Here is a 23,685-nt window from a genome sequence, read left to right on the forward strand (position 1 = left end):
GGAGCGTGCCCCGGAGCGGACCGCCCCGTCAAGACTCGAACGCGTAACGGATGGGGACGAGCGCTAACTCGCCTCTGTGTCCGACGTATTGACACTTCTGTTTCAGAAGTTTTACGTTTCCTGGCGTCTGAGAGCGCTCTCGAACACTGGACGTCCCATCCCCCACCCCACCCCCGCCCTCCACGTCGCAACGCTCGCATCCCCGCATCCCCCCACAACCCCCGTGAGGTGCCGCCCATGTCCGTCTCCCGTGCCAGACCAGCCGCCGCGCTGGTCCTGGTCAGCACCCTGGCCGCCATCGGCCTCGGCCCCGCCGCCTCCCCGGCCGTGGCCGCCGACACCCCTGTAGGAGCGGGCAGTTACTCGGACACCCGGCCCGCCGGCACGTCCGGCCCCACCACCAACACCGGCACGCCCGTCACCCCCAAGGTGACCGAAGCGGCCCGGGACAAGCCGGTCCCCACCAACGACTGGTGGTCCTCCCTCGCCTTCCAGCGGTACGGCGACAACCCCTACTCCACCCCGATGTACGGCCACCCCCTCACCTACCAGGCGACCTCGGGCGGTCTGGAGGTCGGCTACCCGACCACCCCGGCGATCGTCGGCGAGGGCCGTCAGTACGAGTACGCCCACAAGGCCGATCTCACCCTGGGGCTGACCGGGCTCAACTCGCCCGACACCAAGGCCGATGACTGGTCGGACTGGACGGTCACGCCCTACTGGTCGGACGGCGCCCGCACCCTGCGGACCACCATCGGCCACGGGCTGCCCTACGTCTACGCCAAGGGCTCCGGCGGCGACGCACGGATCACCACCGCCGCCGCGCCCACCGTCTTCGCCGACGACGGCAACGTCCTCGGCATCACCGTCGCGGGCCACCACTACGCCCTGTTCGCGCCCGGCGGCAGCGACTGGTCGGTCGCCGGCTCCACCATCACGGCCGGGCTCGGCGCCAAGGACTACTTCTCCCTCGCCGTCCTGCCCTCCACCGACGCGCTCGCGACGTACCGGAAGTACGCGTACAGCTTCGTCACCGGATCCGAGGTGAGCTGGAGCACCGACGCCGGTACGGTCGGGGCGACCTACCGGCTCACCACTGAGCCGCAGGAGGGCACCGAGACCGGCACCCTCCAGGCCCTCTACCGGCACCAGTGGCTGCACACCACCGACGCGCTGACCCCGTACACGTACGTCTCACCACGCGGCACCATGAAGGTCCGCGAGGCCACCTCCTTCACCACGAGCCAGCGGTCCTCCGGGGTGCTGCCCGCACTGCCCGCCTCCAGCGGTGTGGACCGGGCGCGGCTCAAGGGGTATCTGGACGAGGCGGCGAACGCGGCCGACCCGTTCTCGGGTGCGACCGACACGTACTGGACCGGCAAGGCGCTCGGCCGCCTCGCCCAACTGGTGCCCATGGCCGACCAGATCGGCGAGAGCGCGACCCGTGACAAGCTCCTCGGACTGCTCAAGGGCAGGCTGGAGGAGTGGTTCACGGCGGGCGGAGCGAGCGAGTTCAGCTACGACAAGCAGTGGAAGACACTCATCGGCTACCCGGCCTCCTACGGCAGTGACACCGAGCTGAACGACCACCACTTCCACTACAGCTACTACGTCTACGCGGCGGCGATCGTCGCCCAGTACGACCAGGCGTGGGCCGCCGACGACGCCTGGGGCTCGATGGTGAAGACGCTGGTACGGGACACCGCCAACCCCAGCCGCACCGACGCCGACTTCCCGTTCCTGCGCGGCTTCGACGTGTACGCGGGCCACAGTTGGGCCTCCGGACACCAGGGTTTCGCCGCGGGCAACAACCAGGAGTCGTCCTCGGAGTCCACCAACCTCAGCGCCGCCCTGGTGCTCTGGGGCTCCGCCACCGGCAACGGCGAACTGCGCGACCTGGGAAGCTACTTGCTGGCCACCGAGTCCGAGGCGATCGCCCAGTACTGGTTCGACGCCGACCAGGAGGTCTTCCCGTCCTCCTTCGGCCATGACACGGTCGGCATGGTGTGGGGCAGCGGCGGCGCGTACTCCACCTGGTGGACCGCCAACCCGGAGGAGATCCACGGCATCAACGTCCTTCCCGTCACCGGTGGTTCGCTCCACCTGGCCCGCGAGAAGGAGGCCATCCGGCGCAATCTGGCCGAGATGGAACGGGAGAACGGCGGCCCCGCCGTCGAATGGCGCGACATCCTCTGGGAGTTCGAGGCGCTGGCCGACCCGGCCGCGGCCAAGGCGAAGTGGGACGCGGGCGGCGCGGACTACACACCGGAGGCGGGCGAGTCCAGGGCCCACACGTACCACTGGATCGCCACACTGGACGCGCTGGGCGCCCCCGACGCGACGGTGACGGGCTCCCTGCCCACCTCGGCCGTCTTCAGCAGGAACGGTGTACGCGTCTACGCGGCGCACAACTTCGGCGCCACCGCCACCACCGTCTCCTTCTCGGACGGAACGACGCTCGACGTCCCGGCCAGGTCCACCGCGACGAAGTAGCCACCGCGACGAAGCAGCCATCGCGACGAGTTGGTCGCCGCGAAGAGGCAGCCACCGCGACGAGACAGAAACGACGGACAAGGCGGCGGACACACCGCCGGCGGACCCACCCGTACGGCGGGACACGGCTCAGGCCGAGTCCCGCCGTACCAGTGTGGTCGGTGTGATGACCGAGGTGGGCGCGGTGGAGCCCTCCCGGTCCCGGTCGAGACCGCGCAGCAGCAGCCGCGCCATCAGCCGCCCCTGCCCGTCGACATCCTGCTGGACGGTGGTCAGCGCCGGGTCCGTGACACCCACCACCGCGTCCATGTCGTCGAAGCCCACCACCGCCACATCGCCGGGTACCGAGCGGCCCCGCTCCTTGAGCACCCGCAGCGCGCCAGCCGCCATCAGGTCGTTCGCGGCGAACACCGCGTCCAGCCCGGGGCACCGGTCCAGCAGCTCCGCCATCGCCCGCGCGCCGCTCTCCTCGGTGAACGCGCCCGCCGCGACCAGCGCCGGATCCTCGTCCATCAGCACGTCCCGGTAGCCGTCGAGCCGGTCCGTCGCCGAGGTCTGGTCCAGCGGCCCCGCGATGTGCGCGATCCGCCGCCGCCCCAGGTCCCGCAGATAGCGCACGGCCTGCCGGGCACCGCCGCGGTTGTCGGCGTCCACGTACGGCACGACCCGCTGGTCCGCGGCCGACGTCCAGCTCGGCCGCCCCCCGTACACCGTCGGGATCCCGGCCCGCTGGGTGATCGCCGGGATGGGGTCGTCGGTGTGCAGGGAGAAGGCGAGCGCGCCGTCGACATGGCCGCCCGCCAGATAGCGGGCGATCCGGTCGTAGTCGCCAGGACCCTCCAGCAGCAGAAGCACCAACTGGGTGTCGTGCGCGGTCAGCTCCTTGCTGATCCCGCGGATCTGCTGGGAGAAGAACGGATCGGAGAAGATCCGGATCTCCGGCTCCGCGATGATCACGGCGACCGCGCCGGTGCGCCGGGTGACCAGGGAGCGGGCCGCGTGGTTCGGTACGTACCCCAGCTCGTCGACGGCCCGCCGTACCTTCTCGACCAGCGGGCTGCGCACCCCGGCGCCGCCGTTGACGACCCGGGAGGCCGTGGCCCGGGAGACACCGGCGCGCGCCGCGACGGCTTCCAGAGTGGGGCGTGCCCCGGGGGTCGGCTCGGACACGACGTGCGCTCCTCGTCGGTGGATACGGCGGACCGTACGGCGGCGGCGCGCCCGCGGGGCGCGGCGCGGCAGCCGGACAGGCCCCCAGACTAGCCGCTGACCATGGCGCCTGAGAGCGCTCCCAGTCCTCCGTGGCCCCCTGACATTTCCCCGGTGTCCTCCTGATGTCTCCCTGATCCCGGGACTGCCCTCTTTTGAACGGGAGTTGACCGGGGTAGCTTCCGCCCCATGGAGATCCGGCCGCGGGCTGCCCGCAGATCATTCGGACGCTGGTCGCGCGGAGCGCTCGCCGCGGCGGCCTCCGCCGCGCTGTTCGGGGTGCTGCTCACCCCCGCCTCGGCGCAAGGAGCGGAGCCGGGCACCCCACCGGAGGTGAGCGGCCTGCGAGTGAAGGAGAGCACTCCGGTCTACTCGTACGAGGACGCGGTCAGGGAGTCGGTGTGGGTCGACACCGGCCTCGACGGCGACGAGGACGGCAGGACCGACCGCGTCGCCGTCGACATCATCCGCCCGCACGAACCCGCGCTCCAGGGCCGCAAGATCCCCGTGATCATGGACGCCAGCCCCTACTACTCCTGCTGCGGACGCGGCAACGAGAGCCAGCGGAAGACCTACGACGCCGACGGCGACCCGGCCGGCTTCCCCTTGCACTACGACAACTACTTCGTCCCGCGCGGCTACGCCTTCGTCGCCGTCGACCTGGCGGGCACCAACCGCTCGGACGGCTGCGTGGACACCGGCGGGCGCTCCGACGTCCAGTCCGCCAAAGCCGTCGTCGACTGGCTGAACGGCCGCGCTCGCGCGTACGGCAGCCGCACCGGCTCCGACCCCGTACAGGCGGGGTGGACCACCGGCGCCACCGGCATGATCGGCAAGAGCTACGACGGCACCATCGCCAACGGCGTCGCCGCCACCGGCGTCAAGGGGCTCAGGACCATCGTCCCCATCGCCGCCATCTCCTCCTGGTACGACTACTACTTCGCGCAGGGCGCACCCTTGTACGACTCGGGCCCCAACTGGCTCTCCGACTACGTGGAGAGCCCCGAGGCCCGCACCCGCTGCCAGGCGGTCCAGCAGCGGCTGGTCGAGGGCGCTCCCCGCAGCGGCGACATCACCCCGCTGTGGACGGAGCGCGACTATGTGCGGGACGCGTCCAAGGTGAAGGCCAGCGTCTTCGCCGTCCACGGCATGCAGGACCTGAACGTCCGTACGAAACACCTCGGCCAGTGGTGGGACGCGCTCGCCGACGCGGGCGTGGAGCGCAAGATCTGGCTCTCCCAGACCGGTCATGTCGACCCCTTCGACTTCCGCCGCGCCACCTGGGTCACCACCCTGCACCGCTGGTTCGACCACTACCTTCTCGGTTACGAGAACGGCATCGACCGCGAGCCCATGGCGGACATCGAGCGCGCCCCCGACCGGTGGACCACCGACCGGGTCTGGCCCCCGAGCACCACCGCCACCACCACCCTGCGCCCGGAGAGCGGCGCCCTGCCCGGCGTGGGCACGCTCGGCCCCACCCCCGCCGCGCCCGGCTCCACCGAGACCTTCACCGACGACCGGCGCCTCGGCGAGGACGACTGGGCCACCGACATCGACCGCTCCACCCCAGCCAAGACGGGCTTCGTCACCCGCCCCCTCAGCCAGGACCTGCGGCTGTCCGGCTCCTCGAAGGTGACCGTCACCGCCACACCGTCCACCTCGACCGCCCATCTCTCCGCCGTCCTGGTCGACCTCGGCCCCGACACCATCCGTGACTACGGCGCCTCCGGCGAAGGCATCACCACCCTCACCGAACGCACCTGCTGGGGCCCGAGCACCACGGCGGACAGCTCCTGCTACCGGGAGACCGCGGCCCGCACCACGGAGGTGGGCCACAACGTCGTCAGCCGGGGCTGGGCCGATCTGGGCACCTACGCCTCGGCGGAGCGGGGGCGCCCGCTCATCCCCGGCACGCCGTACACGATCACCCTCGAACTCGCCGCGACCGACCATGTCGTCCCGGCCGGCCACCGGCTCGCGCTGATCGTCGCCGGTACCGACCGGGGGCTCATCGACCCGCCCTCCAGCACGCCCACGCTCACCGTCGATCTGGCCCGCACGGCCGCGCACGTCCCGTTCGTCGGCGGCGCGAAGGCGTTCGCCCGCGCCACCACCGGCGCCGTACCCCCGCACGCCGTCCCGCGTGAGCCCCTGACCGGCGGCGTGACCGAGCCCCGACCGACCTCTCCCATCCCGGGAGACCACAACCGATGAGGACGACGATGGAGATGAAGACGGCCGCCCGGACGGCCACGCGGACGACGCCCCCTTCCGTCGCCCGGTCGCGGTCCACCGCCCTGCTCCACCGCGTCCCCGGGGCGCGCGCCCTGGTCCTGGCGGCCTCCTCGGTGGCCCTGGTCCTGGCCGTGTCCTCGACGGCCCTCGCCCCCGCGCATGCCGCCCCCGCCGCGGCCGGAACGGCGACCACCGCCCCCCGCACCGGCTTCGAGACCAGCGACGGCGCGCAGTGGACCGGCGAGGCCCAGGAGCGGGCGTTCCTCTCCGCCGTCGCCCGGGGCGGCGACCGTGTCTCGCTGCGCACCATCGGCACGACCGAGCAGGGGCGCCCGCTCCAGCTCGTCGAACTCGGCGCCCGGCGCGCCCCCGTCACCGTCTTCCTGGTGTGCAGCCAGCACGGCAACGAACCGTCGGGACGCGAGGCGTGCCTCACCACCGTCCGCGACCTCGCCTACGCCAAGGACCGGGAGACGCGGCGCTTCCTGGACCGTACGAGCGTTCTCGTCCTGCCCACCGCCAACCCGGACGGCCGGGCCGCCGACACCCGGGGCAACTCCGACGGCGTCGACATCAACCGCGACCATGTCGAACTGGCCACCGCCGAGGCCCGCGCCATGGCGGCCGTCCTGCGCGACCGCGCCCCGGACATCGTCTACGACCTGCACGAATACGGCGCCACCCCGCCCTACTACGACAAGGACCTCTTCGACCTCTGGCCGCGCAACCTCAACACCGCCCCCGGCGTCCACGAGGCGTCACAGAGCCTGTCCGAGCGGTACATACGCCCCGCCGCCGAAGCCGCGGGCCACTCCATCGGCACCTACGGCATCTGGACCGACCCGGTGACCGGTGACCCCATCCGGCAGACCGCGGGCGACGGCCAGGAGCGCATCCTGCGCAACGCGGCGGGAGTCAAGCACTCCGTCAGCCTGCTCATCGAGAGCCGGGTGAACCCGCTGACCGACGCCGAGAAGGCCGACCCGTCCCTCAACAACCGGCGCCGGGTGACCAGCCAGCTCGACTCCCTGGGCGGCCTGTTCTCCTTCACCGACGAGCGCAGGGCCCGGATCGCCGCGGCCACCGCCTCCGCCCGGCTGGCCGGACTGAAGGACCGGGGCCCGGTCTATCTCGGGGGCGCCGACAACGACCCCGCGACCCCCGACGGGATCATCCAGGACCCGCCCTGCGGCTACCGGCTCGACGCCGCGCAGTACGCGGAGGTCAAGGACGAACTCGCCCTGCACGGAGTGGTCTCGCTGCCCACCGGAAAGGGCGCGTTCGTACCGTTGCGCCAGTCCCAGCGGGCACTGGCGGTGCTGCTCCTCGACGGGCGGGCCGACTACCACCTGACCGCGGCCACTCCCGCCGCCTGCTGACGCCGTGAGCCAGGGGCCCGGGAAGCCGGAGCCCCGGAACGGGGACGGAGGGGGCCGGACCCGACGCGCGTTCACGGGTTCCGGCTCCGGCCCGGGTTCCGGCTCCCGTTCCGGCCCGGTCAGCCGACGGCCAGCAGTGCGGCCTCCTCGGCGCACCCCCAGGCCACGGTGACGCCCGCGCCGCCGTGCCCGTAGTTGTGCACCAGCCGCCCACCGCCGGGCAGCGGTACGGCCTCCAGCCGCACCCGGGGGCGGGCGGGGCGCAGCCCCACCCGGTGCTCCAGCACCCGCGCGCCCGCCAGCGCGGGCACGATCCGCGCGCAGTGCGCCACGATGGCATCGGCCTCCTCCTGGTCGGGGCCCAGATCCCAGGAGCCCTCGGTCGCGGTCCCGCCGAGGAGCACCCCGTACGGCTGCGGCAGCACGTACGTCATCTCGCTCGCGCCCGGCAGCGCGCCCACGAACCACTCCTCGATCCCCGGGTTCTCCACGATCACCACCTGCCCGCGCACCGGATGGACCGACACGTCCGGCACCAGCTCCCGGGCGCCCAGCCCCGTGCAGTCCACCACTGCGGGCGCCACGGCGGCCGGTTCGCCGAGATCCGTCACCGAGCGCCGTTCGACCGTGCCGCCCGCCGCCCGCAGCCGCGCCTTCAGATACCGCAGGTAGACCGGCATGTCGATCAGCGGGACCATGGCCCGCAGCGCCTGGCGGACGCCCTCGGGCAGTTCGTCGGGGCGGGCCTCGCGCAACCCCCGTACCCGGGACGTCCAGCTCCCCAGCCCGGCGAGCGAGGTGTGCGCCATCAGGCCGGACACGAGGCGTACCCCCGTCCGCTCCGCGTCGCCCGCGAGCGCTTCGTACCGCTCCAGCGACAGCTCCAGCCAGGGACCGACCTGCCGGGCCGGCTCGATGCGGTACGGCCAGACCAGCGCCCCGGCCACCGCCGATGTGGTCCTGGCCACCGGATCACGGGTCCACAGCCCCACCCGCCGGCCGCCCTCCGCCAGCACCACCGCCGTCGTCAGCCCGATGACCCCACCGCCGACCACGACCACATCGCACGTTCCGCCGCTCATGCACCGAGCCTATAAGGCCGCAGGAGCGCCCCGGGCCCCTTCAATATCCGCTGGACGGCACCGTGTTGCCCGGGAGACCCTGCTTCCCCGCCCCCACCTGTGGGACCACCACCCGACGACGGCCCCGGACGAGCCGCGCCGGCGGGCTGCCACGGCCGGCACTCCGCTACGATCGGACGCTCTGATGACTGCCACACTTGTAGCCAAGGACCTCGCCGCGGGACACGGCGACCGCTCGCTCTTCTCCGGGCTCGACCTCGTCGTCGCGCCCGGTGACGTGATCGGGCTCGTGGGCGCCAACGGCGCCGGGAAGTCCACCCTGCTCCGGCTGCTCGCCGGACTCGACACGCCCGAGGACGGGGAGCTGCGCCTCTCGCCGCCCACCGCCGCCGTCGGCCACCTCCCGCAGGAGCCGGAGCGGCGCGCGGGGGAGACCGTACGGGACTTCCTGGGCCGCAGGACCGGCGTCACCGCCGCACAGACCGCCCTGGACGAGGCCACGCAGGCGCTGGTCGACGGCGCGCCGGGCGCCGACGACGCCTACGCCGCCGGTCTGGAGCGCTGGCTGGCCCTCGGCGGCGCCGATCTCGACGAGCGCGCCGAGGAGACCGCCGCCTCGCTCGGCCTGACCGTCGGACTCGACCAGCCCATGACGACCCTCTCCGGCGGCCAGGCCGCCCGCGCGAGCCTCGCCTCGCTGCTGCTCTCCCGGTACGACGTCTTCCTGCTGGACGAGCCGACCAACGACCTGGACCTCGACGGCCTCGAACGCCTGGAGAAGTTCGTCACCGGGCTGCGGGCCGGCACGGTCGTCGTCAGCCACGACCGCGAATTCCTCGTCCGTACGGTGACCAAGGTCCTCGAACTCGACCTGGCCCAGCAGAAGATCACTCTCTTCGGCGGCGGCTACGAGGCATATCTGGAGGAGCGCGAGCGGGCGCGGCACCACGCCCGCGAGGAGTTCGAGGAGTACGCGGACCGGAAGGCGGCCCTGGAGACCCGGGCCCACACCCAGCGCTCCTGGATGGAGAAGGGTGTCAAGAACGCCCGGCGCAAGGCCACCGACAACGACAAGATCGGCCGCAACCTCCGGACGGAATCCACCGAGAAGCAGGCCGCCAAGGCCCGCCAGACACAGCGGATGATCGAACGACTCGACGTGGTCGAGGAGCCGCGCAAGGAGTGGGAACTGCGGATGGAGATCGCCTCGGCGGACCGCTCCGGCGCCGTCGTCGCGACGCTGAACAGCGCCGAAGCGACCCGGGGCGGCTTCCACTTCGGCCCCGTCACGCTCCAGATCGACCGCGCCGACCGCGTCGCGATCACCGGCGTCAACGGCAGTGGCAAGTCCACCCTGCTCGCCGCGCTCCTCGGCCGGCTGCCGCTGGACGCCGGCCACGCCACCCTCGGCTCCGGTGTGGTCGTCGGTGAGGTCGACCAGGCCCGCGCGCTTTTCCACGGCTCAGAGACCCTGCTGGACGCCTTCCGCCCGGCCGTCCCCGACACCGAACCCGCCGAGATCCGTACGCTGCTCGCCAAGTTCGGCCTCAAGTCGGACCATCTGCTGCGCCCCGCGACGACCCTCTCCCCGGGCGAACGCACCCGCGCCGCCCTCGCGCTGCTCCAAGGCCGGGGTGTGAACCTTCTCGTCCTGGACGAGCCGACCAACCATCTCGACCTGCCCGCCATCGAGCAGTTGGAGTCGGCGCTCGACTCCTACGACGGCACCCTCCTGCTGGTGACGCACGACCGCAGGATGCTCGACGCGGTCCGCACGACACGCCGCCTCGACGTGTCGGCGGGCAGCGTCACGGAGCGCTGACCCCGGACCCCGGACCCCGGTGGTGGGGCGCCCGGTCCGGGCACCCCACCGGCGTCAGCCGCGCCGGCCGCCCCCGCCGCCCTTCGGGTCGGTCAGCCCGGCCCGCCGCAGGGCATCCGCCATCGCGCTGTTCGCCGGAGGCGGCGCCGCGGCCTGGCGCCCGCCACCGCTCCTGCCCCCGCCGCCGCCGCGGCCACCACGCTCACCACGGCCGCCCTGCCGCTGCTGCGGCGGCCGGTCACCGCCGCCCGACCGGTCCCGCTCCGGCTTCGCGGCACCCGCCTCGTCGTCCAGGCGCAGCGTCAGGGAGATCCGCTTCCGCGGGATGTCGACCTCCATCACCTTCACCCGGACCACGTCGCCCGGCTTCACCACCTCACGCGGGTCCTTGACGAAGTTCTTCGACATCGCGGACACATGGACCAGCCCGTCCTGGTGCACCCCGATGTCCACGAACGCGCCGAACGCCGCGACATTCGTCACCACGCCCTCCAGCACCATCCCCGGCGCCAGGTCACCCAGCTTCTCGACGCCTTCCTTGAACGTGGCCGTCCGGAACGCGGGCCTGGGGTCCCGGCCCGGCTTCTCCAGCTCACGCAGGATGTCCGTCACCGTCGGCAGCCCGAAGGAGTCGTTCACGAACTCCGCGGGGCGCAGCGACCGCAGCACGGAGCCGTTCCCGATCAGCGAAGCGACGTCGCCGCCGGTCGCCTTCACCATGGACCGCACCACGGGGTACGCCTCGGGGTGCACGCTCGACGCGTCCAGCGGGTCGTCGCCGCCGAGGATACGGAGGAAGCCCGCGCACTGCTCGTACGCCTTCGGGCCGAGCCGGGCCACGTCCTTGAGCGCGCGCCGTGACCGGAAGGGGCCGTTCGCGTCACGATGGGCGACGATGTTCTCGGCGAGCCCCGCGCCGATGCCCGAGACCCGCGAGAGCAGCGGCGCGGACGCGGTGTTGACGTCCACCCCCACCCCGTTCACACAGTCCTCCACGACCGCGTCGAGCGAGCGGGACAGCTTCACCTCGGACAGGTCGTGCTGGTACTGGCCGACCCCGATCGACTTGGGGTCGATCTTCACCAGCTCGGCCAGGGGGTCCTGGAGACGGCGCGCGATCGAGACCGCGCCGCGGATCGACACGTCGAGATCCGGCAGTTCCTGCGAGGCGAACGCGGACGCCGAGTACACCGAGGCGCCCGCCTCGGAGACCATCACCTTCGTGAGCTTCAGCTCCGGGTGCCTGGCGCACAGATCGGCGGCGAGCTTGTCGGTCTCGCGGGACGCCGTGCCGTTGCCGATGGCGATCAGGTCGACCGCGTGCTGCTCGGCCAGCCGTGCCAGCTTCGCCAGGGACTCGTCCCACTTGTTCGCGGGGACATGCGGATAGATCGTGTCGATGGCGACAACCTTGCCCGTCGCGTCGACCACGGCGACCTTCACGCCCGTACGGAACCCGGGGTCGAGGCCGAGCGTGGCGCGCGTCCCGGCCGGCGCGGCCAGCAGCAGGTCGCGGAGGTTCGCCGCGAAGACCCGTACCGCCTCGTCCTCGGCCGCCGTCCGCAGCCGCAGCCGCACATCGATGCCGAGATGCACCAGAACCCGGGTGCGCCACGCCCACCGGACCGTGTCCCCGAGCCACTTGTCGCCGGGCCGGCCCCGGTCCGCGATCCCGAAGCGCCGCGCGATCATGTTCTCGTACGCGGTCGGACCCGGCAGCTCCGAGGGTTCCTCGGGCTCCAGGACCAGATCGAGAACGTCCTCCTTCTCCCCGCGGAGCATCGCCAGCACGCGGTGCGAGGGCAGCTCCGTGAAGGACTCGGCGAAGTCGAAGTAGTCCGCGAACTTGGCGCCCGCCTCCTCCTTGCCGTCCCGTACCTTCGCCGCGAGCCGGCCCCGCGTCCACATCCGCTCGCGCAGCTCACCGATGAGATCCGCGTCCTCGGAGAACCGCTCCGTGAGGATGGCGCGGGCGCCCTCCAGCGCGGCGGCCGGGTCCGCGACGCCCCGGTCCGCGTCCACGAACGCGGCGGCGGCGGCGAGCGGTTCCACCGAGGGGTCGCTCAGCAGCCCCTCGGCCAGGGGCGCCAGGCCGGACTCGCGGGCGATCTGCGCCTTCGTCCGCCGCTTGGGCTTGAACGGCAGATAGATGTCCTCCAGCCGCGCCTTGGTGTCCGCCGTCCTGATCCGCGCCTCCAGGGCGTCGTCCAGCTTGCCCTGCTCGCGTACGGACTCCAGGATCGCGGCCCGCCGCTCCTCCAGCTCCCGCAGATAGCGCAGCCGCTCCTCCAGGGTGCGCAGCTGCGCGTCGTCGAGCGATTCGGTGGCCTCCTTGCGGTAACGCGCGATGAACGGCACCGTCGATCCGCCGTCGAGCAGCTCGACGGCCGCCCTCACCTGCCGCTCGCGTACGCCGATTTCCTCGGCGATCCTGCCTTCGATGGACGTCGTCACGATCACGCTCCGCTGTTCTGTGGTCCGGCGCCTGCATTGTGGCAGGTGGCACCGACATCGGCGGGCAGGACCGGGCAGCGGGTACGGAGCCGGGCACGGTACCGGCCGCGGCCACCATGGCAGGAAAAGCGGGGTATTCGTCATTGCGGACACCGGCCCCCGGGCGAAGGATGAGAGCCATGACAGAACGATCCGTCCTGGTCGTCCTCTTCGACGGGGTGCAGAGTCTCGATGTGACGGGCCCCGTGGAGGTCTTCGCCGGGGCGGCGTCCGCGGCCGGCGCTCCCGGTGCGTACCGGATCCGTACGGCCACGCTCGACGGCGCGCCGGTGCGCACCTCCAGCGGGCTCACCCTTGTCCCGGACACCTCGCTCGCCGCCGCCGACGACCCGGACACCCTGCTCGTGCCCGGCGGCGCGGGCACCCGGAGCCCCGACCCGCACCTGGTCGACTGGGTGCGGGAGCGGGGGCCCCGCGCGCGGCGGCTGGTCTCGGTCTGCACCGGCGCCCTGGTACTCGCCGCCGCGGGGCTGCTCGACGGACGTCGCGCCACCACCCATTGGGGCGCCACCGGACTCCTCGCACGGAACCACCCGGCCGTGCGTGTCGACCCCGACCCGATCTATGTGCGCGACGGTGCGATCTCCACCTCCGCCGGGGTCACCTCCGGTATCGATCTGGCCCTCGCCCTCGTGGAGGAGGACCTCGGCCGTGAGGTGGCGCTCGCCGTCGCCCGCCAGCTCGTGGTCTTTCTGCGCCGGCCCGGCAACCAGGCGCAGTTCAGCGCGCAACTCGCCGCCCAGACCGCGCGGAGCGAGCCGCTGCTGGCGGTGCAGAGCTGGATCAGCGAGCACCCGGGGGACGATCTCTCGGTCGAGGCCCTGGCCGGCCGTGCCCGCCTCTCACCGCGCCACTTCGCGCGCGCCTTCCGCTCCGAGACCGGCACGACGCCGGGCCGTTACGTGGAGCGTGTACGGCTCGAACACGCCAGGCGGCTGCTGGAGGAGAGCGCCGACGGGGTCGAGGAGATCTCCCGCTCCTGCGGCTACGGCACCCCGGAGGCGATGCGCCGCGCCTTCGTGAAGGCCCTGGCCACGGCCCCCGCCGAATACCGCCGCCGCTTCCGCCCGGCCCCCTCTCCTGCCTCCCTGCCCTGACCCTCTCTGTCCTGCTCCCTCCGTCCTGACCTCCTCCTGACCGCATCCTGATCCCGTCCGGGACCAGCCGACCGGAAAGCCAGGCCCTCATGCAGATCGCCATCCTCCTCTTCGACCGCTTCACCCCACTGGACGCCGTCGGCCCGTACGAGATCCTGCACCGCGTCCCCGGCGCCGAGACCGTCTTCGTCGCCGAGCACGCCGGAGCCGTCCACGACGAGCGGGGATCGCTCTCCCTCGTCGCGGAGAGGACACTCGCCGAAGTCACCGCCCCGGATGTGCTCGTCGTGCCCGGCGGCCCCGGCCAGCGTGCGCAGATGACGAACGAGCCGCTGCTCGACTGGCTGCGCGCGGTGGACGCCACCACCACCTGGACCACCTCCGTCTGCACCGGCTCCCTGCTCCTCGCCGCCGCCGGGCTGCTCACCGGGCGCCGGGCCACCTCCCACTGGCTCGCTCTCGACGGACTGCGGACGTACGGCGCCGAGCCGACCGGTGAACGCGTCGTCACCGACGGCAAGTACGTCACGGCGGCCGGTGTCTCCTCGGGGATCGACATGGGGCTCACCCTGACCGCCTCACTGGTGGACGACCGGTTCGCGCAGGCCGTCCAGTTGATGACGGAGTACGACCCGCAGCCGCCCTTCGACGCGGGCTCGCCCGCGAAGGCCCCCGCGGACCTGGTCGAGGAGATGCGCGTCAGGGGCCGCGCGGCGGACGCCGGCTCATGACCCGGCCGCCCAGGTGAACTCCGGCGCGCGGCGCTCCAGGAAGGCGGCGACTCCCTCCGCGGCGTCGCCGCTGCCGCGCGCCTGTTCCGCCCAGTACGGGGCGCGGCCGGTGCGGCCCGAGGCGAACTCCTTGGCTGCCGCCTGCGTCAGCCGCGAACGCGAGAGCAGGACCCGGGTGAACTCCGCGACGCGCTTGGCCAACTGCCCGGCGGGCAGCACCTCGTCCACGAGCCCGGTGCGCAGCGCCCGTTCCGTGTCGATCAACTCGGCCGAGAACAGCAGGTACTTGGCTGTCGCCGGCCCCACCAGCGTGGCCAGCCGCCGGGTGGAGGACTCCGGGTAGACGATCCCGAGCCGCGCCGGAGTGACCCCGAACGAGGCGCCCTCCTCCGCGAACCGCAGATCGCAGGCGGCGGCGAGCTGACAGCCGCCGCCCACGCAGTGGCCCCGTACGGCGGCGAGCGTCGGCCCCGGGAAGGCCGCCAGCGCCTCCTCGGCCCGTACCGCCAGCGCCTGCGGGTCCTCCCCGGCCGGGCCGGGGCCGCCCGGCAGGCCCGCTCCGCGCAGGGAGGAGATGTCGGCGCCCGCGCAGAAGGTGTCCCCCGCCCCGGTCAGCACCAGTGCCCCGACCGCCGGGTCGTCCGCCAGCCGCCCGAGCAGCGGCGGCAGTTCCCGCCACATCGCCGCCGTCATCGCGTTGCGTTTGGCGGGGTGGTGGATGACCACGGTCGCGATGCCGTCCTCGACCGTGTGCGCAAGCTGGGGCTCCATGAGCCGGATGCTATCCCCGCGATCACCGGTAACGCCGCGAGCCGATCTTCGAACGACAGAGAGTGATCAGGATGGAGCGCGTACTCGGCTTCTCGGCTCTCAAGTGATCGCACTCCGCCAATTGGGGCTGACTTTTGTTCAGCGCTCCGGTACGGACCATGTCCTTGGTCAAGACTCGTCCCCCGATGAGGAGCAACGGAAGAGCACACCGGTCGATCCGAAGGTGGGAGCCACGGAATGGAGAGCCGCGGAAGTGTTCCGGTCCGGCCCCGGTCGTACGAAGGGGTCTGGCGCTTCACCCTCCCCGCGCGCGACGTCTCCGTGCCCCGGGCCAGGCGTACCGCGCGCGAACTGCTGGCGCGGCAGCGGGTGCCCGTCGGGGCCGGGGTCGTGGACGAGGTGCTGCTCGTCCTCTCCGAGCTGGTCACCAACGCCGTACGGCACGCCGCTCTGCTCTCGCCCGAGATCGCCGTGGAGGTCGCCGTCGGCGCCGGGTGGATCCGGGTGTCGGTCGAGGACAACCATCCCTACCGGCCCGCGGCGCTGGAGACCGACCACGCCAGGACGGGCGGGCGCGGACTGCTGCTGGTCCGGGAGATCACCCGGGAGGCGGGCGGGGGCTGCGCCGCCGAGCACACCGCGGGCGGCGGGAAGATCGTCTGGGCGGTGCTCCCCTTCGACCAGGGGCGGCAGGGCCCGGCGCACCGGGACGGCCCGGACCGGAGCCACCCGGCGGACCGGGACGACACGGCGGACCGGGACGACACGGACCTGGACGACCCGGACCTGGACGACCCGGCGGGCCGGACGGATCCGGCCGGCCCCGGCGGGGTCACCAGCCCCCGGCCGGCCCCGTGAGCTCCCGGAACGCCGGGCGCGCGGCGTCCAGCACGGTCATGAACCAGGCGGAGAACGGCGCCGAGGCGTGCCGCTCCGTCAGCTCCGCCGGGGTGACGAACATGGTCTCCCCGACCTCCTGCGGATCGGGCCGCGGCGCCGCCTGCGCCAGCCCGACGAAGAGGTGGTTGTACTCGTGCTCGACCAGCCCCGAGGCCGGGTCCGGGTGGTTGTAGAGCACGGTGCCCGCCTCCGCGAGAAGAGAGGGCGAGATGCCCAGCTCCTCGTGGGTACGGCGGGCCGCCGCGGCGAAGGGCGCCTCCCCCGGGTAGGGATGGCCGCAGCAGGTGTTCGACCAGACGCCGGGGGAGTGGTACTTGCCCAGGGCGCGGCGCTGGATCAGCAGCCGTCCCTGCTCGTCGAAGAGGAAGACCGAGAACGCCCGGTGCAGTCGGCCCGGCGCCTGGTGTGCCGAGAGCTTCTCGGCCGTGCCGATGGTGTTGCCGTCCTCGTCGACCAGCTCCAGCATGATCGTTTCTTGTGCAGCGGTCGACGAGCTGTTCGCCGCGGTGACTGGTGTGGTCGGCATAACCATCCTTCGCTTCGGGCCTCGGTGGCCAAGTCTGCCGTACGCAAAAGCCCCGTGTCCGCACTTCGGGGGGTGGGCATGTCCGTTCCATGCCCCGCCCCCCCCGGTATGAGTGTCCGGTGGTTCAGTGGCAGAGCCTGGCCTCGTGCTCGGCGTGGCCCCGGGGTTCGAGCTGGAAGGTGCAGTGCTCGACATCGAAGTGATGGCCGAGACATCCTTGCAGGTCATGGAGCATTTTCTCGTGCCCCACCGCATCCAGTGCGTCCTGGTCCACGACCACGTGCGCGGAGAGGACCGGCATCCCGGACGTGATCGTCCAGGCATGGAGGTCATGGACGTCCGCCACCCCGGGCAGGGCGAGCATATGTGCGCGTACCTCACTCATGTCCACATCCTTGGGCGCCGCCTCCAGCAGGACGTTCAACGTCTCCCGCAGCAGCTTCACCGTACGCGGAACGATCATGAGCCCGATGAGCAGCCCCGCGATCGGGTCCGCGAGCTGCCACCCGGTGGCCAGGATGATCCCGGCGGAGACCAGTACGGCGAAGGAGCCGAGCGTGTCCGCGAGTACCTCCAGATACGCGCCGCGCACATTCAGGCTCTCGCTCTGCCCCCGCGTCAGCAGGGAGAGGGAGACGAGGTTGGCGGCCATACCGATCAGCGCGAAGACGATCGTCAGACCGCCCCGGGTCTCGGGCGGGGTGATGAAACGGTCGACGGCCTCGTAGAGCAGATAGCCGCCGACGCCGAGCAGCAGCAGACAGTTGGCGAGGGCGGCGAGGATCTCCGCCCGCGCGTAGCCGAAGGTGCGGCTCTCGTCGGCGGGGCGGGCCGCGAAGCGGATCGCCAGCAGGGCCATGCCGAGCCCCACCGCGTCCGTCGCCATATGGGCCGCGTCGGCGATCAGCGCGAGGGAGTCGGAGACGACACCGCCGATGATCTCCACCACCATCACCGACAGCGTGATCCCCAGGGCGATCCGCAGCCGGCCGCGGTAGGCGGCGGTCGCGGTGCCCGACGGCGGTGCTCCGTGACGGTGCCCGTGGTTGTGCCCTGCCCCCATGAGGACGCCTCCCGGTCGTCTGGACGAGTGCTGTCGCACGTCAGTCAACTACGGGTGGGGGGTATCCGGCAACACGGCAGTGAACACCGTTGTCATATGCTCTGACCTGCGGAAATGATGCCAGGTCAGAGCCGCGTACAGCGTGCTGACGACAGGATCATCCGATCGGGGCCACCGGGTGGCGCAGCTGCCAGCCCTCCCACGCCGACTCGATCATCGCCCGTACGTCGCGGCTCGCCGTCCACCGCAGCTCCCGGGTGGCCAGCTCGACGGAGGCGACCGCCCGTGCGGCGTCCCCGGGGCGGCGCGCCTCGACCACCGGCTCCGTACGGTCCCCGGTGACCTCCGCCACCAGGTCGGCCAGCTCGCGCACCGAGACGCCCTCGCCACGGCCGATGTTCACCGTCAGGTCATGGCCGCCGGGGTGCCCGGCCAGGTGGCGGGCGGCGGCGAGATGGGCCTCGGCGAGATCGGCGACATGGATGTAGTCGCGTACGCAGGTGCCGTCCGGGGTCGGATAGTCCGCGCCGAAGATCCGGGGCGCCTCGCCCCGGCTGATCCGGTCGAAGAACATCGGGATGATGTTGAACACGCCGGTGTCCGCGAGCTCGGGCAGGGCCGTGCCCGCCACGTTGAAGTACCGCAGACACCCCGTGGAGATTCCGTGCGCCCTGCCGGTGGCCCGGACCAGCCACTCGCCCGCGAGCTTGGTCTCCCCGTAGGGGTTGATCGGGACGGCGGGCGTGTGCTCCGTGATCAACCGCACATCGGGCACCCCGTACACGGCCGCGGAGGAGGAGAAGAGGAAGCGCCGCACCTTCGCTGCCACGACCGCGTCCAGCAGCACCGTGAGCCCGTGCAGATTCTCCCGGTAGTACCTCAGCGGCTGCTCGACGGACTGGCCGACCTGCTTCTTCGCCGCGAGATGGACCACCCCGGTGACCTCGTGCCCGCTCAGGACCCGGTCGACGGCCTCCCGGTCCAGCAGCGACGCCCGGACCAGCGGGACCTCGGCCGGCAACCGCTCGGCGAAGCCGCTCGACAGATCGTCCAGCACGACGACCCGTTCCCCCGCCGCCGTCAGGGAGCGCACCACATGTGCCCCGATATATCCCGCTCCGCCTGTGATCAGCCATGTCATGCCGTCACCCTAGTGCTCCCGCCGCCGCTCCTGAGGGCCCTTCCCCCGGCGCTCCCCAGCGGCCACGGTTTGTGGGGCGGACCCCGGATCGACAATGATGATCTCCCCATGGGGCGCTCCCGGCCCCGACGAGGGTGTCCGGGACCGCCGTCCTGTACGGAACGGGGCGTAAACGGGCGATGAACTCGCCCTTCTGTTCATCCGATAGCCTCTGCCGACGTGCCGCCACCCGGATCCCGGGGCCTGCCGCCGCGCACCCAGCCCTGTCAGTGTCAAGGAGTGAGTTCGTCTGCCGACCGCCATCCTCACCGGTGCTCCGGTACCCGGATCGCCGCTCGAAGGTGATCTGCGGTCCCTGGGCTTCGACGTACGGACCGCACCGGGCGCCGAGGAGGCCCGGAGCCTGCTCGCCGCGGCCCCCGCGTCCGAGCGCGTCGCCCTTGTCGACGCCCGATTCGTCGGCCATGTCCACGCCCTGCGCCTGGCCCTGACCGACCCGCGCTTCCCCGCCGCCGCGGTGCCCGGGGCGCTCACCGCCCAGCCCGCGGCCCGGGGCGCGCTGCTGAGCGCGCTCACGGCCGCGGAAGGGCAGCAGCCCGACGCGTCCGACGTGCCCCTGGCCGACCGGGCCGCCACCGCGCTCGACGCCGCGGGCATCGCCGTCACCCGCCCCGAGCTGGGATCGCTCGTCGCCGCCGTACCCACCGACGCACCCGCCCGCGAGCGGGCCGGGGCGGCCGTCGCCGGCGTCGACGACGAGGCCGTACGGCTGCGCTCCGCGGTGAAGGCCCGTGACGGCTTCTTCACGACATTCTGCATCAGCCCCTACTCCCGCTACCTGGCGCGCTGGTGCGCCCGCCGGGGCCTCACTCCCAACCAGGTCACCACCGCGTCGCTGATCACCGCCCTGATCGCGGCGGCCTGCGCGGCCACCGGCACCCGCGGCGGCTATGTCGCCGCCGGGGCACTGCTGCTCTTCTCCTTCGTCCTGGACTGCACCGACGGACAGCTCGCCCGTTACTCGCTCCAGTACTCCACGATGGGCGCTTGGCTCGACGCGACCTTCGACCGGGCCAAGGAGTACGCGTACTACGCGGGCCTGGCCCTCGGCGCGGCCCGCGGCGGCGACGATGTATGGGCGCTCGCGCTCGGCGCGATGGTCCTCCAGTCCTGCCGCCATGTCGTGGACTTCTCCTTCAACGAGGCCAACGTTGACAGCACCGTCAGCACCGTCAGCACGGCGGCAGGCGGCAACGGCAAGGCCGTTGTCGGCACCCCCACCGCCGCGCTCTCCAGCAGGCTCGACAGCGTTGGCTGGACGGTCTGGGTACGCCGCATGATCGTGCTGCCGATCGGTGAGCGCTGGGCGATGATCGCCGTGCTGACCGCCCTGACCACGCCCCGGATCGTCTTCTACGCGCTCCTCGTCGGCTGTGGCTTCGCCGCCTGCTACACCACCGCGGGACGCGTCCTGCGCTCCGTGACCCGCAAGGCGGTGCGGACCGACCGGGCCGCCCGCGCCCTCGCGGACCTCGCCGACTCGGGACCGCTCGCCGAACTCGTCGCCCGGGTGCTGCGGCGCCCGGCCCGCGCGCTCCCCGGGGCCCTGCCGTTCCTGATCGCCCTGGCCGGCGGCGTCACGGTCGTCGCCGCGGCGGCCTTCGGCCCGCTGGGGACCACGGGGTCCGGCGAGCCGCGCTTCGACGCCGCCGTGCTCCTGGGCGGCGCCCTGGTGTACGTCCTGACCTCGGGGTTCGCCGTCGCCCGCCGGATGGGCGGCGCGCTCGACTGGCTCATACCGCCGGTCTTCCGTGCGGCCGAGTACGGCACCGTCCTGGTGCTCGCCGCCCGCGCCGATGTGCCCGGCGCGCTCCCGGCGGCGTTCGGGCTGGTCGGGGCGGTCGCCTACCATCACTACGACTCGGTGTACCGCATCCGCGGCGGCACCGGCGCCCCGCCCCGGGGGCTCGTCCGGGCGCTCGGCGGCCACGAGGGCCGCACGCTGCTGGTCGCCCTGTGCGCCGTCCTCTCCACCAGCGCCTTCGACTTTCCGCTGGAACTGACGGTGCTCGCCGTCGCCGTGGCGCTGATCGCGCTCGTGGAGTCCATCCGGTTCTGGGTGTCCTCCGGAGCCCCCGCCGTACACGACGAAGGAGAACCCGCATGATCGGCCTCGTACTCGCAGCCGGAGCAGGAAGGCGTCTGCGCCCCTACACCGACACGCTGCCCAAGGCCCTCGTGCCGGTCGACCCGGCGGGGGAGGGCACCACCACCGTCCTCGACCTGACCCTGGGCAACTTCGCCGAGGTCGGACTGACCGAGGCCGCGATCGTCGTCGGCTACCGCAAGGAGGCCGTGTACGAGCGCAAGGCCGCCCTGGAGCGCACATACGGTCTCAAGCTCACCCTCGTCGACAACGACAAGGCCGAGGAGTGGAACAACGCCTACTCCCTCTGGTGCGCCCGGGACATCCTGGCGCGTGGAGTGATCCTCGCCAACGGGGACACCGTCCACCCCGTCTCCGTCGAGAAGACGCTGCTCGCGGCGCGCGGCGAGGGCCGCAGGATCATCCTCGCCCTCGACACGGTCAAGTCCCTCGCGGACGAGGAGATGAAGGTCATCACCGACGGTGACCGGGGGGTACGCCGGATCACCAAGCTGATGGACCCGGCCACCGCCACCGGCGAGTACATCGGGGTCACCCTGATCGAGCCCGAGGCCGCCGCCGATCTCGCGGACGCCCTCAGGACCACCTTCGAGAAGGACCCCGACCTCTACTACGAGGACGGCTACCAGGAGCTGGTGAACCGCGGCTTCACCCTCGACGTCGCGCCCATCGGGGACATCCCCTGGGTCGAGATCGACAACCACGACGACCTCGCGAAGGGCCGTGAGATCGCGTGCCAGTACTGACCCGGCTCATCCCGTCGCCGGTCGTCGTGGACATCAGGCCCGGCGCCATGGACGATCTCGCCGGGCTCCTCGCCGACCAGCGGATCTCCAGCTCGGGCAAGCTCTCGATCGCCGTCAGCGGCGGCTCGGGCCAGGCGCTGCGCGAACGGCTCGCGCCGGTGCTGCCCGACGCCGACTGGTACGCCGTGGCCGACGGCACGATCGACTCGGCGGTCCGGCTCGCCGACGACATCAAGGGCAAGCGGTACGACGCCGTGGTGGGCCTCGGCGGCGGCAAGATCATCGACGTGGCGAAGTACGCGGCGGCCCGGGTCGGGCTGCCCATGGTGGCCGTCGCCACCAACCTCTCGCACGACGGCATCTGCTCGCCCGTCTCCATCCTCGACAACGACAACGGCCGCGGCTCGTACGGCGTCCCGACGCCCATCGCCATGGTCGTCGACCTCGACGTCATCCGGGACGCGCCGGTCCGCTTCGTCCGCTCCGGCATCGGGGACGCGGTCTCCAACATCTCGGCCATCGCGGACTGGGAGCTGTCCCACCGGGTCAACGGCGAGCCGGTCGACGGACTGGCCGCCGCCATGGCCCGTACCGCGGGCGAGGCCGTGCTGCGCCACCCCGGCGGGGTCGGCGACGACGAGTTCCTCACCGTGCTCGCCGAGGCGCTGGTCCTCTCCGGCATCGCCATGTCGATCAGCGGGGACACCCGCCCCTCGTCCGGCGCCTGCCACGAGATCAGCCACGCCTTCGACCTCCTCTACCCCAAGCGCTCCGCGCTCCACGGCGAACAGGTCGGCTTCGGTGCCGCCTTCGCCATGCGACTGCGCGGCGCCGAGGAGGAGTCACTGCTGTTCACCGAGGTGCTGCGGCGCCACGGCCTGCCCGTGCTGCCCGAGGAGATCGGTTTCACCGTCGACGAGTTCGTACGGGCCGTCGCCTACGCGCCGCAGACCCGGCCGGGCCGTTTCACCATCCTTGAGCACCTCGACCTGTCCACCGACCAGATCAGGGACGCGTACGCCGACTATGCCTCGACCCTCAGTAGCTGAACTCCGCCCGGTCGTCCACCCGGAGGGGGTGAAAGACCGCCGCAGCGGCGAACACTGGGCAGGGCGCCTGTACATGCGGGAAGTCTCGCTGCGCATCGACCGGTACCTGGTGAACACGCGGGTCACCCCCAATCAGCTGACGTACGTGATGACCGTCGCAGGTGCCCTCGCCGCCCCCGCCCTCCTGGTGCCGGGGATCACCGGCGCGGTGCTCGGCGTGCTGGCGGTCCAGCTCTATCTGCTGCTGGACTGTGTCGACGGGGAGATCGCCCGCTGGAAGAAGCAGTACTCGATGACCGGGGTCTACCTGGACCGGGTCGCCGCCTACCTGTGCGACGCCGCCGTCCTGGTCGGCTTCGGGCTGCGCGGCGCAGACCTGTGGGGCACCGGACGGATCGACTGGCTGTGGGCCTTCCTCGGCACACTCGCCGCCCTCGGCGCCATCCTGGTCAAGGCCGAGACCGACCTGGTCGGCGTCGCCCGGCACCAGCAGGGGATGGCCCCGGTCAAGGAGGCGGCCTCCGAAGCGCGCTCGTCCGGTATGGCGCTGGCCCGGAGGGCCGCCGGGGCGCTCAAGTTCCACCGGCTCATCCTCGGCATCGAGGCGTCCCTGCTCATCCTTCTCCTGGCGATCCTGGATGCGGTCCGGGGCGATCTGTTCTTCAGCCGGCTCGGGATCGCGGTCCTCGCCGGGATCGCCCTGCTCCAGACCCTGCTCCACCTGGTCTCCATCCTGGCGTCCAGCAGGCTGAGGTGA

Annotated in this window: 16 protein-coding genes and 2 pseudogenes; 11 read left to right on the forward strand and 7 right to left on the reverse strand. The window is 72.3% G+C overall.

Annotation, left to right across the window (positions count from 1 at the left end; translation table 11 throughout):
• Positions 1–237: 237 nt before the first annotated feature.
• Positions 238–2,487 (forward strand): annotated as a pseudogene (locus ACIQ7D_RS02340) (glycosyl hydrolase); the annotation flags it as partial.
• 135 nt (positions 2,488–2,622) lie between these two features.
• Here ACIQ7D_RS02340 and ACIQ7D_RS02345 read toward each other — a convergent pair.
• Positions 2,623–3,663 carry a LacI family DNA-binding transcriptional regulator gene (locus ACIQ7D_RS02345; protein WP_403932620.1) on the reverse strand — a complete coding sequence of 347 codons (1,041 nt, stop codon included), beginning with the start codon at positions 3,661–3,663 and terminating at the stop codon, positions 2,623–2,625.
• Positions 3,664–3,891: 228 nt separating this feature from the next.
• Between ACIQ7D_RS02345 and ACIQ7D_RS02350 the strand changes: the two genes are divergently transcribed.
• Both ACIQ7D_RS02350 and ACIQ7D_RS02355 read left to right on the forward strand, forming a co-directional pair.
• Positions 3,892–5,919 (forward strand): Xaa-Pro dipeptidyl-peptidase, encoded by a 2,028-nt coding sequence (locus ACIQ7D_RS02350; RefSeq protein ID WP_403932622.1) that lies wholly within the window; start codon positions 3,892–3,894, stop codon positions 5,917–5,919.
• 8 nt (positions 5,920–5,927) lie between these two features.
• Positions 5,928–7,319, forward strand: coding sequence for a M14 family metallocarboxypeptidase (locus ACIQ7D_RS02355; protein ID WP_403932625.1), 1,392 nt, complete (start codon positions 5,928–5,930; stop codon positions 7,317–7,319).
• A gap of 119 nt (positions 7,320–7,438) precedes the next feature.
• Here the strand turns inward: ACIQ7D_RS02355 and ACIQ7D_RS02360 are convergent, their stop codons facing one another.
• Positions 7,439–8,401, reverse strand: a complete 963-nt coding sequence (locus ACIQ7D_RS02360; protein ID WP_403932628.1) for an FAD-dependent oxidoreductase — start codon at positions 8,399–8,401, stop codon at positions 7,439–7,441.
• Between the two features lie 184 nt (positions 8,402–8,585).
• On the opposite strand from ACIQ7D_RS02360, the gene ACIQ7D_RS02365 reads away from it, so the two are divergent.
• A complete protein-coding gene (locus ACIQ7D_RS02365) occupies positions 8,586–10,223 on the forward strand; it encodes an ABC-F family ATP-binding cassette domain-containing protein (RefSeq protein ID WP_403932631.1) in 1,638 nt (545 codons plus the stop codon).
• Between the two features lie 54 nt (positions 10,224–10,277).
• On the opposite strand, the gene ACIQ7D_RS02370 is transcribed toward ACIQ7D_RS02365, so the two are convergent.
• Positions 10,278–12,677: a Tex family protein gene (locus tag ACIQ7D_RS02370; RefSeq protein ID WP_403932634.1), complete on the reverse strand. Its 2,400-nt coding sequence runs from the start codon at positions 12,675–12,677 to the stop codon at positions 10,278–10,280.
• A 179-nt stretch (positions 12,678–12,856) separates the two neighbouring features.
• On the opposite strand from ACIQ7D_RS02370, the gene ACIQ7D_RS02375 reads away from it, so the two are divergent.
• Both ACIQ7D_RS02375 and ACIQ7D_RS02380 read left to right on the forward strand, forming a co-directional pair.
• Entirely contained in the window at positions 12,857–13,834 is a 978-nt protein-coding gene (locus tag ACIQ7D_RS02375) for a GlxA family transcriptional regulator (RefSeq protein ID WP_403932637.1), read from the forward strand.
• 89 nt (positions 13,835–13,923) lie between these two features.
• Positions 13,924–14,565, forward strand: coding sequence for a DJ-1/PfpI family protein (locus tag ACIQ7D_RS02380; protein ID WP_403932640.1), 642 nt, complete (start codon positions 13,924–13,926; stop codon positions 14,563–14,565).
• Here ACIQ7D_RS02380 and ACIQ7D_RS02385 read toward each other — a convergent pair.
• Positions 14,560–15,336 carry an enoyl-CoA hydratase/isomerase family protein gene (locus ACIQ7D_RS02385; protein WP_403932643.1) on the reverse strand — a complete coding sequence of 259 codons (777 nt, stop codon included), beginning with the start codon at positions 15,334–15,336 and terminating at the stop codon, positions 14,560–14,562. The genes ACIQ7D_RS02380 and ACIQ7D_RS02385 overlap by 6 nt on opposite strands.
• Positions 15,337–15,573: 237 nt before the next feature.
• Here ACIQ7D_RS02385 and ACIQ7D_RS02390 point away from each other — a divergent pair.
• Positions 15,574–16,011: pseudogene (locus ACIQ7D_RS02390) on the forward strand (ATP-binding protein); the annotation flags it as partial.
• 157 nt (positions 16,012–16,168) lie between these two features.
• Here the strand turns inward: ACIQ7D_RS02390 and idi are convergent.
• The 3 genes from idi to galE all read right to left on the reverse strand — a co-directional run bounded on the left by idi (position 16,169) and on the right by galE (position 18,966).
• On the reverse strand, positions 16,169–16,762 hold the full coding sequence (idi, locus tag ACIQ7D_RS02395) for an isopentenyl-diphosphate Delta-isomerase (RefSeq protein WP_403932646.1): 594 nt from the start codon (positions 16,760–16,762) through the stop codon (positions 16,169–16,171).
• Between the two features lie 124 nt (positions 16,763–16,886).
• Positions 16,887–17,825 carry a cation diffusion facilitator family transporter gene (locus ACIQ7D_RS02400; protein ID WP_403932649.1) on the reverse strand — a complete coding sequence of 313 codons (939 nt, stop codon included), beginning with the start codon at positions 17,823–17,825 and terminating at the stop codon, positions 16,887–16,889.
• A 157-nt stretch (positions 17,826–17,982) separates the two neighbouring features.
• A complete protein-coding gene (gene galE, locus ACIQ7D_RS02405) occupies positions 17,983–18,966 on the reverse strand; it encodes a UDP-glucose 4-epimerase GalE (RefSeq protein ID WP_403932652.1) in 984 nt (327 codons plus the stop codon).
• Between the two features lie 289 nt (positions 18,967–19,255).
• Between galE and ACIQ7D_RS02410 the strand changes: the two genes are divergently transcribed.
• From ACIQ7D_RS02410 to ACIQ7D_RS02425, 4 genes are read left to right on the forward strand one after another with little or no spacing between them, the layout of a single operon-like run.
• Positions 19,256–21,133 carry a DUF5941 domain-containing protein gene (locus ACIQ7D_RS02410; RefSeq protein WP_403933783.1) on the forward strand — a complete coding sequence of 626 codons (1,878 nt, stop codon included), beginning with the start codon at positions 19,256–19,258 and terminating at the stop codon, positions 21,131–21,133.
• Complete coding sequence (locus tag ACIQ7D_RS02415; RefSeq protein ID WP_403932655.1) at positions 21,130–21,879, forward strand: sugar phosphate nucleotidyltransferase; 750 nt, start codon at positions 21,130–21,132, stop codon at positions 21,877–21,879. The genes ACIQ7D_RS02410 and ACIQ7D_RS02415 overlap by 4 nt, the downstream gene beginning before the upstream one ends.
• Positions 21,867–22,928 (forward strand): iron-containing alcohol dehydrogenase family protein, encoded by a 1,062-nt coding sequence (locus ACIQ7D_RS02420; protein ID WP_403932658.1) that lies wholly within the window; start codon positions 21,867–21,869, stop codon positions 22,926–22,928. Before ACIQ7D_RS02415 ends, ACIQ7D_RS02420 begins: the two co-directional genes overlap by 13 nt.
• Positions 22,906–23,685 carry a CDP-alcohol phosphatidyltransferase family protein gene (locus ACIQ7D_RS02425; RefSeq protein WP_403932661.1) on the forward strand — a complete coding sequence of 260 codons (780 nt, stop codon included), beginning with the start codon at positions 22,906–22,908 and terminating at the stop codon, positions 23,683–23,685. Before ACIQ7D_RS02420 ends, ACIQ7D_RS02425 begins: the two co-directional genes overlap by 23 nt.

This window comes from Streptomyces sp. NPDC096310, from assembly GCF_044763125.1.
Classification (GTDB): Bacteria; Actinomycetota; Actinomycetes; order Streptomycetales; family Streptomycetaceae; genus Streptomyces.